The sequence below is a fragment of the Comamonas halotolerans genome, from assembly GCF_030162935.1.
Classification (GTDB): domain Bacteria; phylum Pseudomonadota; class Gammaproteobacteria; order Burkholderiales; family Burkholderiaceae_C; genus Comamonas; species Comamonas halotolerans.
In genome coordinates this window covers 176,660-189,702 of sequence record NZ_JASAUZ010000001.1, presented here as the reverse complement: position 1 = coordinate 189,702, position 13,043 = coordinate 176,660, and the positions used below count along the sequence as shown (strand labels likewise).

The following is a 13,043-nucleotide window of genomic DNA, read 5'->3' as shown; positions in this document are numbered from 1 at the left end:
ACGAAAAAAGCCAGGAGGAACGAGCTTCGGATTCAAAGAGGCTCAGGTTTGAGGGGGCATAGGCGGCCGCTTGTGCCCCCCGGAGCGGCCTGGAAAGCCTTCCGCTCTTCTGCCCTGGATTTCGCAGCTGGCAGCATCCAGGTTGGTACGAATGGTCAGTGTTTTGCTTGCCACCATCACGCCATCGACGCGGTGTACGTCAAACAGATAGGGCGCTTTATTGCTCTCGCCACCCATGACATTGTCGGTGTCCGAGGTGGTGTCGGGCTGTCCTTTTTGCATGTACAGGGGCTGTCTTGCAAAGATGGCTTGGTTCAATGCGTCGGGGAACAGCAATTGCGTGACGGCCCAGGCCTGAGCGCGGTCATCGGCGTTGTACTCGCCTTTCATGATGCGCAGATGCACATGGTTGGCGCGGCCTCGATACCAGCCGGGAAAGCAGGTGTCAAAACGCACCGTGCCTTGTGTGTCCGTGCGCTGATAGCCTCGAAAAAACTGCTGGCTGATATCCGCAGCGTTGTTATTGCACATTTGCACAATGTTGCCTGAGTAGCCTCCGGTGTGGTTGGTGTGCCAGATTTCGACAATCGCATCGCGTACGGGCTGGCACTGTGTATCAAGCACACGCAAGACCATGTGCAAAGGGAGTCCATCCCAGCCGTCACTGATGTTGACCCGCTGTGGTGATGTGGTGTGGCAAGGACCTATGGTGGCTTCGCAGCTTAGCTGGCACGAGCTGGTTGCCGCGTCAAATGGTTGGAAGGCACGGGCTGCAGCATTGATGGCCCGGGCGCCTCCCGTGGCCCATTGCGCAGACGCAAACTCCTCAGTCGTCGTGAGTGCACTGGCAACAGCGGAGGTGCGTGTGGCGCAAGCGCTTAAAGTGGCGATTAAAGGAGCACAGGCTACCGCCTGCACGACGCTGCGGCGACTGATGGTGGACGTTGCTTGTGAAGGAGCGGTGGTCATACAGCACCTTTGCGTGAATGTGGGCATGCACGCATCCTAGAGGGCTTGTACGCTGGGTGGCTGTAGGCAATGTTTAAGCTCTGCTGTGATGTGAAAGACCGCAAAGCGTTGCGCTAGGTGCTCGTGTACGGTAGGTCAAATGAAATCCCCGGATTGATGCTTCAAGCACGAGTGCAATAACCGGGGACGCTGACAGTCAGGCTGCAGGCCGGCGGTGAACGCTCAGACCACCAAAGCTTTGCTGCACGGGCATGATCTCGATGCTGTTCACATTCATGTGTTTGGGGGCCTGGGCAATCCAGAGCACGGTATTGGCAATATCTTCAGGGGTGATGAACTCCACGCCTTCGTAGACCTTGGCGGCTTTGGCATCGTCGCCAAAACGTACATTGGAAAACTCTGTGCCACCGCACAAGCCTGGCTCGATATTGCTGACGCGAATGGGTGTGCCAAACAAGTCGGTGCGCAGATTGCGGCTGAACTGTTTCACAAAGGCCTTGCTTGCGCCATACACATTGCCGCCGGCATAAGGCCAGTTACCGGCGGTAGAGCCGATGTTGATGATGTGACCGCGCTGGCGTTCCACCATCCCGGGCAGGATTGCGCGACTCATGTGAATCAGCCCCTTGCAGTTGGTATCAATCATGGTGTCCCACTGGGTCAGGTCCGCTTCTTGCGCAGGGCCCAGTCCTAATGCAAGACCAGCGTTGTTCACCAGAACATCCACTTCGGCCCAGTCCGCAGGCAGTTGCTCAGGCAGGGCAGCAACAGCTGCTGCATCGGTCACATCCAGCTCCAAGGGCAGTAGCTGCTCGCCCAGTTCCTGAGCAAGCACATTCAGCTTGTCTTTACGGCGTGCGGTAGCAATGACGCGGTGGCCTGCTTGAACAAAACTACGCGCCATGGCAGCGCCAAAACCAGCCGATGCGCCGGTGATAAGAACGATCATGAAAAGCCTCTCGGTGTTTTTAGGGGTCCACACACAGCAGTGTTGCGCAGCATTGTGGCGACAGGCAGTGTTTTAGGGCAAGTGCCGAGGCTTCTTGTTTGAAAGTGGCTCTTGCTTTGAGATTAGAAGTCTCAGCTTTGCGCATGGCTTGCTGCAGCTTCATGCGACATGTTGTGCCCTTGGTGCAGTCAGTCTTGCAGAGCACGAGATGTAAAAGCTGGATGCGATGGTTTTTCCAACTACTTCGGGTGCTGCTCTGTGCAACTGGAAGTGGCGGGTTACGTTCCACACATGTGTGGACATGAATATTTGGCTTGCTGCGCCATGGCTGAAGATGCAAGTCGTGATTGGCATTCGGACAGCCTCTTGTCCACAGACCATAGCGGTGTGCAGCTGTACTGTGTGCGGTTGCTCTAGGGTCGCGATGCAGTCATCCCTAAAGGCTTGCTTGTTGCTGCTGTGCATCATTGCAAAACGTTACAAATATAGTGTTCAGCTTCTGACAGCAAGGCTGCATCAGTCGCAGTTTTTACAGCCATGTTGACAAGAGTTTTCTACCAGTCTTTGCATTCTGCGATTTTCTCACTCCTGCTCCTGCACAAACTTCTGCACCAACGCCGGGGCTGGTATTGGGGGCAAATTTGCTTGTTTTGACGACTGAAGCTAACGCAGCTCCTTGAGTTTGTGAAATGAGGGTTTTCATTTGCATGTTTCATTGCGTAACAAGATTGAAAAATCTATAGCTATTTACTTAGGTAGCGTATAGATTGATAGCGATACGGGTTGTTATATTGATCGTCAACTAATGTGATCTGCGTTAACAAAGTACGCCGAGCTTCCTAGGTTGGGCAATTTCAAAGCGGATCAAGACAACAAGGGAGATGACGTGATAAAGGCACAGGGTGAATGCTGCACACAGCCGCAGCTCATGCTTTGGGAGGGAGTTTCGCCGCATGGGGTGAGTGCAGAGGGGAATGGCTGGTCCGAACAAATACGCCCAGGCGTGAATGTGCTGCTGGATGAAACGGGGGAGATAGCATCGCAGTGGCTGGCGGTATTAACTGGTTATGCAATGCCGCGATCCGGCAGGGTGGAATGTGCGGGGCTGAACACCCAGCGTGATACCGCTGCCTATCAGGCACAGGTGTACTGGCACAACCCGCGTCTTGAATTGCAAGATAGTGAAATATCTGCGCAGCAGTGGCTGCAGCAAGTTGCGCAGCGTTGGCCAACATGGAGTGATGGCGCTTGGAGCGAGCATTGCCAGGGGTTTGAGCTTGAAGAGCATTTAGCCAAACCGTTATGGCATCTTTCAACAGGCAGCTTGCGCAAGTTGGGCATTGCAGCCGGGCTGGCAAGTGGCGCACGGTTGACAGTGATTGAGGAGCCCGTTGCTGCTCTGGATAGCTCCAGCATTCGTTACCTGAGCAAGGCTCTGGATCGTCTTGGTGAGGAGCTGGCCAGTGCTCCTGAGTCTCCGCGCTGGATTATCGTGGCGCACTGGGAGCCTTTGGCTGGTGTGACCTGGGATGAAATACTGGCCCCGCCAGAGCTGCGGCTGGCCTGAGACAGCAGTCTGCCTCCGGAGGCATTGCTGTATCAGGCGGTGTTGTTGGGCAAGACATAGCCCAGGATGGTGATGAAGTGCAGCACGCTGCCACCCAGGACAAACAGATGCCAGATACCGTGGAAATGCCGTACGCGTCCATCAAAGACAAAGAACACTATGCCAATGGTGTAGAGCAGACCACCTGCAGCCAGCCAGATAAAACCTGCTGTGCCCAAAGCTTCTAGCAAGGGGCCGGTTGCCACCAAGACCACCCAGCCCATGACGGCGTAAATGACCAAAGACAGAACACGCGCCTCGCTTCGAGGCTTGATCTCTTGCAGCATGCCAAGCACGGCCAAGCCCCAGACCACGCCGAACAGGCTCCAGCCCCAGGCCCCACGCAGGCTGATCAGGCAAAACGGGGTATAGCTGCCTGCAATCATCAGGTAGATGCTCAGGTGATCAAACTTCTGCCAGAGCTTTTTGGCCTTGCCCCGCACGCTGTGGTAGGTGGTTGAAATGGCATAGAGCAGCACCATTGCCGCACCGTAGATGCTGACGCTGGTGATGGCCTGGGCATCCGCCCGCAGGCTGGCGACGATGATCAGCCACGTCGCACCTGTCAGTGCCAGCAAGGCTCCAACCAGATGTGACCAAGCGTTGAATCTTTCACCGTAGTACATGGCTCCAATATCAGGGTGTGCAGCGCACTTGCAATACAGAACATGGCAAGAAAAGATGTCAGCTATCAACGCACATAGAACTCAGTGAGCGCAAAAGTGCCTAAGTGGTGACATAACTTAGTTGGCCGCATCCCAGCAATAGTCAATGCTGAGACCCTGTTCTGTGGTCAGTGTGAAATGGTGTGCATCCGCAATATGAAGTGTGATGCGGTTTTCTGAAGCAGGTTCCCGTCCATCGTAGTAGCACCACTGCGTGAGTGCGCTGATGTCCCCGTCAGGCAGCTCGATCATCTGCGTCAGACAGGTGATGGCCGACGGGGTTTGCAAACCAGGATCGTCAAGAATAGGCAGTAATTCCAGTTGCGCCATGTCCGCAGGTGCAGGCCCTTCGGCCCGGTAATGACCAGCTTCCAGAGGTTCAGGCCAAAAACGCTCATCTACCCACTCAGCCTCTTGCAACACATAGTGGTTGGCGTTGCCTTGCTGGTCATAAAGCGTGAAGGCCTCATCGCCATGCACATCCAGCCAGAGCGTGTCTTCATGCACTGTGCCACTGCCATCATCCCAATCCAGTTGCCAGCATTGCAGCGTGTGCTCGCCTTGCTGCACGGTTGTGGTGGAGCGTACGAAACCCGATCTGCCATCACTTGCAAAGCCGGGTTTGCCAGCCCAGCGGCACAGAGCCAGCGGGTTTAACAGTGGCATGGCACAACAATCAGAAGTACAGCAGTAAGTGCCTGCGACCAGCTCTCCTGGCCATTGCACATGTTCGGGAGGCGTCGGTTCAGAGTCCAGCAGCAACCGCATGGCCGCAAAGTATTCAGGTGTCATGGCTACAGTTTAAGCAGGAGGCCTTCAACGGCCAGGCAACAAAAAGCCTGCGCAGGGCAGGCTAAATAGATCGCACTAATTATCAGGCTGGGTGGCTGTTTGGATAGCCGTAGTCGCTGGAATGGACTACATCGCAATCGCTATCAAATCACTTTCCACGCAGACGCCATTATCCAGGCTTGCTCGCACAACAAAGCCTTCGTCCAGAGCCACCAATTGTGCGCTTTCCACATTAAAGCCTTCGCTGTCTTGGCCATTTTTGAATGTGAAATAGCCGCGTACGGGCAGCTCTGCTGCGCATTCCATGTCAATGTCTGCATGTTGCTCGTTGAGCCATTGGCGCGCTGATTGCAGGGTGGCTGCAACGGGCAGACACTCGGTGCAGATATCGATGTGGGCGGTACGGACAATATCGTCACCGCTCAGGCCATCGAACTCACCGATGGTAAAGAATGCAACTTCAAAGCTTTGCTGGCTCATGGTTCAGTAGGTTTGCTATCAAAAAGATTGCATTGTGCGTACTTGTAAAAACGCTTTCATCTCGTGGGTTATCTTGGCATCAGCAGCAGCAACGAAGCCCAGCAAGGCTGGGCCTCAAGGTAAAGTGATTGCTACGGTTATTGCGGCTGCGCGTGGAAAGCCTTGTTGGCAATCTTCCAGCCTTGCTCGGTTTTGAGCAGTACAAAGTAGTCGGTGAACGTGACGTTGCCGTGCATCAGCGTAACTTTGGCCATGGCCGATGTCCCGGTGATGTCGATCCAGTCGATGCTGCGACGGCGTGTTGATTCATCGGGGGCTGGGGTGTTTTTGAAGCGTTGGCAGTAAAAGTCCAAATCCCAGGAGGTGAGTGGACCTTCGCGCACGCTTTCCAGGCGCGCACTGGGCAAGAAGGCTGCACGCATGTGTTCGGCACTGTCTTCTGCATGGCCGCGCATATAAAGTTCAAGGGGAATGCGGACGGCGCTTTCTTCGGGGTGGTTGGTCAGCAAGTGATGGCTCCTGTGGTTAGAGTGCAATTGGCAGTCGCATGCTAGCGGTGACTGCTACCTGGATTGCACGTGCTGAGGTCACAGGTGTTTCACAAGTCGGGAGCACCAAAACAAAAGCCCCGGGACAAGGCACGGGGCTTGACAGGAACCGGTGCTGCCACCGGTATTTTGGTGAATTAAGCGCCCAGCTTCAGTGTGCCCTTCATGATGAAGGAGTGGCCAGGGAAAGAACAGAAGTAGGTGTAGTCAGTACCAGCCTTGAGCTTGGCTACGTCAATTGCCACGCTGGTGGACTCACCACCACCGATCACCTTGGTGTGCGCCAGTACGCGGCTATCGCCGGCCTTCACGTAATCAGCAGCAGCGCCAGCTTTCATACCGTCTGCAGCAGTGGCAGTGGCATCAGCTGCTGTGGTCAGCACAAAGTTGTGGCCCATGGAGGACTTGGGCATCTTGCCCACGTGCTTCAGAGTCACGGTGTAGCTCTTGCAAGACTTGGGCACTTCAATGCTCTTCACATTGAATTGCATTTGGTCGTTACCTTCCACGGTAATCGCGCAATCGGCAGCCATAGCAGGGGCGGCAAAGCCACCAGCAGCCAGCAGAGCGAGCGTCATCAGAGTCTTTTTCATAGCGCAAATCCTTCCGAATGAATCAATTTTGTGAAGTGTGAGGTGCTTGGTATTGAAGTTGTAGCCAAGCTTAGAACCGGTCTAAATGTCCAGTTGGACGATATTGTGATCCTGAAATTTCAGAATTCTGTGAAATTTGAGGGTTCCTGCGGTGGTTGAAGCGCTTTTTGCATGAATGCATGATGCGGATCAATAAATCTACCTGCTAAGGGCAGAATCAAGCCATCAGATTACCGAAAAAAGTAGCAGAAAAGTATTATTTTTATGGGATTTTGTAATCATTTTCTAATGAAAACTATTCCTGATAAAGATAATTTGCTCTTCTTTTTGAAGGGTTATCAGACCTATACGGTTTCTGATTTGATGGCCATCGGTGCTGTTGCCCGCAACAGAGCCAAAGAGCGGATACGAGCTTGCGCACGCTGCAGGTCAAAATGCTTGGCATCAAAGTCTGCAGGAAGATGTTGGTAGGCGGTGCGAAGCCCTTCTGGCTGATCTGGGTTTTGCAAAGCCGTCACCCATTCGGTAAATGCAGTAACGCCAGCGCAGTCTTCGGGTGGGCAGGCATTGCGGCCACCTATGCACATGGGCAGGCTGTGCAGTGCTTCTGCGCTGCCAATGCGTGCAATGGCTTCGAGCTTGATGCGGTGTGCCCAGTTGGTATTCATGTTGTAGACATAACGCACAGCCAGCGTTTGCCCCTGCAGCAATTGACCCAGGCTGTAGCGGCGAGCATCCATGGTGGGATCTTCTGGCATATCTGCGTTGGGTTGTCCGTATTGCTGGCCAGCAATTTCAAAAATGTAGCTGTGGCGGTTTTGCCAGCCCATTACAGCTTGAATGGCCCGGTGCAATTGCGCGAGAGTCATGGAGTCTGCAACGATCAGGCGGCGCCACACGGCAGGCTTTGTTTCACACAGTTGAATATGCAACTGGTAGCTGTTGCGGGTTTTGGTCATGGATGAGTCTCCTCCCAGGTGCAATCACAAATCTGCGGTGTTCGCAGTTATTCATGGGCTTTGTAGCGCAGGTGCATTCAACATGTGGTGCATGCGGGTAAGTACTGGCATATGCATTGCAGGGTTTTTCGTGCATAGACTGGTCACATTCGCAATTTGTGCTTGCCACAAAAAAGGCACCCAAAGGTGCCTTGACAATGATGTGTGTCTCCGCGTGACGTTAGTCCACGCTGGCGCCAGACGCTTTCACCACAGATTCGTACTTGGCACGTTCGGCAGCCATGAAGTCGTCGAACTGCTTGGATGTAGTGGGGAAGGGCTCCGCCTGTAAAGTCGCAAAGCGTTTTTGCGTTTCAGGATCTCGCAGCGCATCTGCAAAAGCATTGCTCAATTTCTCGACAACCTCGGCAGGTGTACCAGCAGGTGCGACCAAGCCCCACCATGTATCAATGGAGAAGCCCTTGATGTGCTGGGAGAGTGGGGGGACACCGGGCAGCAAGCTGCTTTCATTCAGGCTGGTGACAGCCAGAGCCTTGAGCTTGCCTGATCTGATGTTGGCAGAAGCTGCCGCCAGGTTGTCGATATTGAAATCCACCTCACCAGACAGCAGTGCAAGTTGTGCAGGGTTGGCGCCACGATAGGGGATGTGTACAGCCGTGAAACTCAAGCCTTGTTTGAACATTTCACCTGCCAGGTGACCCGCGCTGCCGTTGCCGCCACTGCCATAGCTGAGCTTGCCTGGATTGGCTTTACCGTAAGCAACGAGGTCAGCGACGGAGCTGATGTGCAGTTCTTTGGCACGATCGGCATTCATGACCAATACGTTGGGCACGCGCACCATCTGGGTCAGACCCACGAAATCCTTGCCCGCGTCAAAAGGCAGTTTTTTGTACAGCCAGGGGTTGACGGCGTGGGTGGCAACGGCTGCCAAGCCGATGGTTTTGCCATCGGGAGCTGCTTTAGCAATCGCGTCGACGCCAATATTTCCACCTGCGCCGGGTTTGTTTTCAACAATCACTGTACCCAGGGTATCGCGCACACGTTCAGCCAGAGCGCGGGATGTCACATCCAGTGGGCCACCGGGTGCATAAGGCACGATTAGGCGGATAGGCTGCTCTGCAGCTTGGGCCAGTGGGGATGCCAGTGCAGCTGCAAAGGCTACGGAGGACAGCAGGATGTTTCGACGATTCATGCGGGATATTGTGCAAGATTCGTGTGTACTCACCTTTGTCGGTATCAAGCTTTGATTTTTGTTGCGCAAATGAAACCAATGTTTGTGGATTATGTTGCTTGAATCTTGCGTGTGCAGTTTTGGTGCGCTCTACACCTAAGCCCAGTTGCTGTCCAGCAGAGGGTTTTGCAAATTGGCATAAAAAAAGCCGCGCAAGGCGGCTTGGGGTTAAGAAGGCAATTGTTTTACTTGTCGGCAGCGCTGGTGAACGCATCTGCAAAAAAGGCTTCCTCAGGCAGCATGCGCTGGCTGATGTAGCTGCTACGGGCTGAATCCACCACGATGGGGGCTCCACAGGCGTAGACCTCGTGGCCCGACAGATCTGCAAAATCATCCAGCACGGCCTGGTGAACATAACCGGTACGCCCGGTCCAGTTGTCTTCGGGTTGCGCATCTGAGACCACGGGCACGTAGGTCAGTTGCGGCATGCGGGCAGCCAGCTCCTTGATCCATGCATCGCTGTAAAGGTCTTCTGGACGGCGGCCACCCCAGTAAAGACTGACCGGACGTGTAATCCCCTGGTGCTGCATGTGGGTGAGCAAGGCCTGGATCGGCGCGAAACCAGTGCCCGAAGCCAGAAACACCAGTGGCTTGTCTGAATCTTCGCGCAGGAAGAAAGAACCAAAAGGTCCTTCAGCACGCAGAATTTCTTTTTCTTTCAAGGCTCCGAATACATGGTCGGTAAACAAGCCTCCCGGCATATGGCGGATGTGCAGTTCAATGCCTGGCGCAGTTTCCTGAACATGAGGCGCGGTGGCAATGGAGTAGGCGCGACGGGAGCCATCACGCAAGATGAATTCGATGTACTGGCCAGCCAAGTACTTGAAAACATTGTTGGCGGGTAGTTGCAGTTGCACGCGCATGACGTCGTGCGAGAGTTTTTCCAACGCTCCGACGCGAACAGGCATCTTCTTGATGGGGGGGGCGCTGGCATCTGTGACCTGGCGCGACTCCAGCACCACATCGGTATGGGCGGTGGCACGGCATGTCAGCACATAACCATTTTCCAGCTCTTGAGGCGACAAGGCCTTGTCAGAATAGGAGTCATGGGTCACGTCGCCACTGATTTTTTTGCACTTGCACGAGCCACAGGCCCCGTCTTTGCAGCCATAGGGCAAACCCACACCGGCATTGATTGCGGCGGCCAGAATGGTCTCGCTTTCAGCAGCGGCAAACTGGCGTCCGCTGGGCTGAACGGTGATTTGGAAGGCGGAGGCGGTCATCTTCTAGCTATCCTTGACGTTTTGCATGGTCTGCACTGCTTGCCGGTACAAAGGCAATGGGCCGCTTGCGGCGGCCCGGTGCATGACAGTATTCAATGGGGACATTCGATTTTGCCTGTAAACCAATTCCCACATCGTGCCTTGCCAGCACGATTCCGGCGTACCCGCGTGTTGATTGTTGGCTGTGGCGATATTGGCTTGCGTGTGGCGCTGAGCTTGCGCCGAGGCGATAGCCTGACGAGGGAGCACGGCCCTCGCGTGTTGGCGCTCACATCCTCTGCAAATAGAGCACCGCTGTTACAGCAGCACGGTATTTTGCCGTTGCTCGGCAACTTGGATGATGTGCGCAGTTTGCGGCGTTTGCGTGGTGTGGCGCAGCGAGTGATTCACATGGCGCCACCTCCGCCCCAGGGAACGGAAGATCGTCGCACTGCACATTTGCTCCAGGTACTGCGTCAGGGGGCTGCGCCGCACAGCCTGGTCTATGGTTCCACGACCGGGGTGTATGGCCACTGCAATGGTGAATGGGTGGCGGAAACACGCGCGGTCCATCCCTTAACTGATCGTGCGCACCGTCGTGTGGATGCGGAGCAACGCTTGCTGCGAGCGGGAAAAGCCCGCAGCATGCGCATACACATTTTGCGAATTCCGGGCATTTATGCGCCGAACCGCGAAGGAGGAACGCCACGAGCAAGGCTGCTCAAGGGCTTGCCGGTGCTGCAAGCAGCAGACGATGTTTTCACCAACCATATCCACGCTGATGATTTGGCGCTGATCACGGTGGCTGCAATGTGGCGTGGCAAAGCGCAACGCATCTACCACGCCAGTGATGACACCCAACTGCGTATGGGAGACTACTTTGACTTGGCTGCGGACTTGTATGGACTTCCACGACCAGAGCGCATATCACTTGCCCAAGCTCAACAGCGCTTGCCGCCTGTGATGCTGAGTTTCATGAGCGAATCGCGCCGCATGCGCAATCAGCGCATCAAAAAAGAACTGAGGGTGCAGTTGCGCCAGCCCACTGTGCATGAAGGCTTGCGCGCCTGACGGCACAAGAACGCACCACACTTATGGGCGGCTCCATGTGTTGCCTTTGCCGTCATAGCAGCGGAATACATTGCAATTGAAGTTGCCGGCAGGTTGCTCAGGCTTGGGTGGTGGCTTGGTGTGTGGTGGTGGCTTGGTGTGTGGTGGTGGGCGCAAATGGGGACGGTGTGGTGGGTACAGCGGCCCATAGATGGGGATACGAGGGGTGGAAGTGTCCGGCACCTGAACAATCACCGGCGCAGGCGCTGGGCGCCTTGCGGCTTCAGCAGCAGCGCGCGCCGCATCGGCTTGCTGTTGCGCAGCCTCACGCTCTGCTTGCAACAGCTGGTCTGCCCGTTGGCGCTCCAGCGCTTGTTGGTAGCGTGCTTCTTGGGCCGCCTTTTCTTCGGCGCTCGGCGCAGGGACGACTTCCCGACCTCGCTGGTTGCTGGGGCAACTGCCATCGGTGAAAGTGATGTGTCCCTGATCATCCTCGCAGCGCAGGACTTGCGTGTAAGCACAATAGGGCGCGAGCGCCAAAGCAAGGAGCAACGCAAAGAAGTAGCGGTGGTGGCGCATTGCTGCAAATTCCGTAAAGGCAGTTTCAAGCACTTTCTACCTCCAGTGTGAACATGCATGGCACAAGGGCTGTTACCTTAGTCAATTACCTGAACCGCTGGGGTAGGGCCAATGGTATCTTTGTGCGATCAGAGAGTCGTTTTTTTATTTTTGCTGTGATGCAGCATAAGCCTACAACAGCAAGGAGTTTGCGAATGGCAGACAAACCGAGCGCCAGCAATCCTGTCCAACGTGAGTCCCGTGTCGAACACGGCAAACGGAAAGTTTCCGAAGGTGATATTGCGGCGGGTGGTGATCTGCAATCCATTGAGAAGTTTGTGGTGGGTCAAGCCACGCAGGCAGCGCAAAAACGGCGTGTTGCGGCAGTCATGGACGTGCTTGATCAGCCTGGTAGCGACAAGGACCGTGCCAAAGCGCTGCGTGCCTTGCTGGAGGGCTCGGATCCTGACGATCAGAAAGCACTGCGCCGAGCGTTGAACAAGCTTGATGGCAGCAAGCGAGAGCCAAAGCCCAATCCGGATGAGGAGTTGAGCAAGGATTGGAAGGATGGCGGCTATCCATACGCCAACTTGATGCGCCGCACGGTGTATGAAAAAGAGAAGTTCCGGCTGCAGGTGGAGTTGCTCAAGCTGCAAGCCTGGGTCAAGGAAACTGGACAGCGCGTGTGCATCATCTTCGAAGGGCGTGATGCGGCAGGCAAGGGCGGCACCATCAAACGCTTCATGGAGCACTTGAATCCACGCGGTGCGCGTGTTGTGGCGCTGGAAAAACCAAGTACCACCGAACAGGGGCAATGGTACTTTCAACGGTATGTGCAGCACCTGCCGACAGCCGGAGAGATCGTGCTGTTTGACCGCAGCTGGTACAACCGTGCCGGCGTGGAACGTGTGATGGGCTTTTGTACCGAAGCGCAGTACCGCCAGTTTATGCAGGACGCGCCACAGTTTGAGCGAATGCTGGTCAACAGTGGCGTGCATGTCATCAAATTCTGGTTCAGCGTCAGTCGCAAAGAGCAGCGCCGCCGCTTCAAGGAACGAGAAACCCACCCTCTCAAGCAGTGGAAGCTATCTCCCATTGACCAGGCATCGCTGGACAAATGGGATGAATACACGCGGGCCAAGGAGGCGATGTTCTTTGAAACCGATACGGCAGATTCCCCCTGGACTGTTGTCAAAAGCGACTGCAAGAAGCGTGCGCGCTTGAACGCAATTCGTTATGTGCTGCACAGATTGCCCTACAAAAACCGAGACATGGGGAAAATCGGGCGGCTGGACTCGCTGATCGTTGGACGGGCTGCTGCCATCTATGAGCGCGGTGAAAAGTCCGAACCCAGTACTGAGTGACGCCTTACGAATTGCTGTAACTGCGCTTAAACGCCTTAACGCTTTAACAGTTGAGCGTGCGGCACGAAAGGCAGATG

The 13,043-nt window shown here is 55.1% G+C and carries 15 protein-coding genes; 3 read left to right on the top strand and 12 right to left on the bottom strand.

The annotated features are described in order from the left end of the window. Positions 1–42 precede the first annotated feature (42 nt). The 3 genes from QEP11_RS00860 to QEP11_RS00850 form a co-directional block, all read right to left on the bottom strand. Complete coding sequence (locus tag QEP11_RS00860) at positions 43–969, bottom strand: dioxygenase family protein (RefSeq protein ID WP_284334664.1); 927 nt, start codon at positions 967–969, stop codon at positions 43–45. 196 nt (positions 970–1,165) lie between these two features. Next, positions 1,166–1,918, bottom strand: a complete 753-nt coding sequence (locus QEP11_RS00855; RefSeq protein ID WP_284334663.1) for an SDR family NAD(P)-dependent oxidoreductase — start codon at positions 1,916–1,918, stop codon at positions 1,166–1,168. A 529-nt stretch (positions 1,919–2,447) separates the two neighbouring features. Beyond that, the gene (locus tag QEP11_RS00850; protein WP_284334662.1) at positions 2,448–2,627 is read right to left on the bottom strand and encodes a hypothetical protein; all 180 of its coding nucleotides are present in this window, start codon (positions 2,625–2,627) and stop codon (positions 2,448–2,450) included. Positions 2,628–2,804: 177 nt separating this feature from the next. On the opposite strand from QEP11_RS00850, the gene QEP11_RS00845 reads away from it, so the two are divergent. Beyond that, on the top strand, positions 2,805–3,485 hold the full coding sequence (locus QEP11_RS00845) for a P-loop NTPase family protein (RefSeq protein ID WP_284334660.1): 681 nt from the start codon (positions 2,805–2,807) through the stop codon (positions 3,483–3,485). A gap of 32 nt (positions 3,486–3,517) precedes the next feature. Here the strand turns inward: QEP11_RS00845 and trhA are convergent, their stop codons facing one another. The 8 genes from trhA to QEP11_RS00805 form a co-directional block, all read right to left on the bottom strand. After that, positions 3,518–4,150: a PAQR family membrane homeostasis protein TrhA gene (gene trhA / locus QEP11_RS00840; RefSeq protein WP_284334659.1), complete on the bottom strand. Its 633-nt coding sequence runs from the start codon at positions 4,148–4,150 to the stop codon at positions 3,518–3,520. Positions 4,151–4,267: 117 nt separating this feature from the next. Next, positions 4,268–4,981, bottom strand: a complete 714-nt coding sequence (locus QEP11_RS00835) for a hypothetical protein (RefSeq protein WP_284334658.1) — start codon at positions 4,979–4,981, stop codon at positions 4,268–4,270. Positions 4,982–5,107: 126 nt separating this feature from the next. Next, a complete protein-coding gene (locus tag QEP11_RS00830) occupies positions 5,108–5,461 on the bottom strand; it encodes a hypothetical protein (RefSeq protein ID WP_284334657.1) in 354 nt (117 codons plus the stop codon). A gap of 137 nt (positions 5,462–5,598) precedes the next feature. After that, a complete protein-coding gene (locus tag QEP11_RS00825; RefSeq protein WP_284334656.1) occupies positions 5,599–5,970 on the bottom strand; it encodes a nuclear transport factor 2 family protein in 372 nt (123 codons plus the stop codon). Positions 5,971–6,146: 176 nt separating this feature from the next. After that, on the bottom strand, positions 6,147–6,602 hold the full coding sequence (azu, locus tag QEP11_RS00820; protein ID WP_284334655.1) for an azurin: 456 nt from the start codon (positions 6,600–6,602) through the stop codon (positions 6,147–6,149). 344 nt (positions 6,603–6,946) lie between these two features. Continuing rightward, a complete protein-coding gene (locus tag QEP11_RS00815; protein ID WP_284334653.1) occupies positions 6,947–7,561 on the bottom strand; it encodes a plasmid pRiA4b ORF-3 family protein in 615 nt (204 codons plus the stop codon). 220 nt (positions 7,562–7,781) lie between these two features. Beyond that, positions 7,782–8,753, bottom strand: a complete 972-nt coding sequence (locus QEP11_RS00810; RefSeq protein ID WP_284334652.1) for a Bug family tripartite tricarboxylate transporter substrate binding protein — start codon at positions 8,751–8,753, stop codon at positions 7,782–7,784. A gap of 224 nt (positions 8,754–8,977) precedes the next feature. Continuing rightward, positions 8,978–10,015 (bottom strand): CDP-6-deoxy-delta-3,4-glucoseen reductase, encoded by a 1,038-nt coding sequence (locus QEP11_RS00805; RefSeq protein ID WP_284334651.1) that lies wholly within the window; start codon positions 10,013–10,015, stop codon positions 8,978–8,980. A 111-nt stretch (positions 10,016–10,126) separates the two neighbouring features. Between QEP11_RS00805 and QEP11_RS00800 the strand changes: the two genes are divergently transcribed. Continuing rightward, positions 10,127–11,065, top strand: coding sequence for an SDR family oxidoreductase (locus tag QEP11_RS00800; protein ID WP_413788660.1), 939 nt, complete (start codon positions 10,127–10,129; stop codon positions 11,063–11,065). Positions 11,066–11,086: 21 nt separating this feature from the next. Here QEP11_RS00800 and QEP11_RS00795 read toward each other — a convergent pair whose 3' ends face one another. Next, entirely contained in the window at positions 11,087–11,656 is a 570-nt protein-coding gene (locus tag QEP11_RS00795; protein ID WP_284334649.1) for a DUF4124 domain-containing protein, read from the bottom strand. Positions 11,657–11,817: 161 nt separating this feature from the next. On the opposite strand from QEP11_RS00795, the gene ppk2 reads away from it, so the two are divergent. Beyond that, positions 11,818–12,966 (top strand): polyphosphate kinase 2, encoded by a 1,149-nt coding sequence (gene ppk2, locus QEP11_RS00790; protein WP_284334648.1) that lies wholly within the window; start codon positions 11,818–11,820, stop codon positions 12,964–12,966. The last annotated feature ends 77 nt before the right edge of the window (positions 12,967–13,043 follow it).

Coding starts and splice junctions, on each gene's coding strand:
- QEP11_RS00835 (WP_284334658.1), bottom strand. CDS start 4,981: ATGACACCTGAATACTTTGCGGCCATGCGGTTGCTGCTGGACTCTGAA.
- QEP11_RS00805 (WP_284334651.1), bottom strand. CDS start 10,015: ATGACCGCCTCCGCCTTCCAAATCACCGTTCAGCCCAGCGGACGCCAG.
- ppk2 (WP_284334648.1), top strand. CDS start 11,818: ATGGCAGACAAACCGAGCGCCAGCAATCCTGTCCAACGTGAGTCCCGT.
- QEP11_RS00850 (WP_284334662.1), bottom strand. CDS start 2,627: ATGCAAATGAAAACCCTCATTTCACAAACTCAAGGAGCTGCGTTAGCT.
- trhA (WP_284334659.1), bottom strand. CDS start 4,150: ATGTACTACGGTGAAAGATTCAACGCTTGGTCACATCTGGTTGGAGCC.
- QEP11_RS00830 (WP_284334657.1), bottom strand. CDS start 5,461: ATGAGCCAGCAAAGCTTTGAAGTTGCATTCTTTACCATCGGTGAGTTC.
- QEP11_RS00810 (WP_284334652.1), bottom strand. CDS start 8,753: ATGAATCGTCGAAACATCCTGCTGTCCTCCGTAGCCTTTGCAGCTGCA.
- QEP11_RS00855 (WP_284334663.1), bottom strand. CDS start 1,918: ATGATCGTTCTTATCACCGGCGCATCGGCTGGTTTTGGCGCTGCCATG.
- QEP11_RS00860 (WP_284334664.1), bottom strand. CDS start 969: ATGACCACCGCTCCTTCACAAGCAACGTCCACCATCAGTCGCCGCAGC.
- azu (WP_284334655.1), bottom strand. CDS start 6,602: ATGAAAAAGACTCTGATGACGCTCGCTCTGCTGGCTGCTGGTGGCTTT.
- QEP11_RS00815 (WP_284334653.1), bottom strand. CDS start 7,561: ATGACCAAAACCCGCAACAGCTACCAGTTGCATATTCAACTGTGTGAA.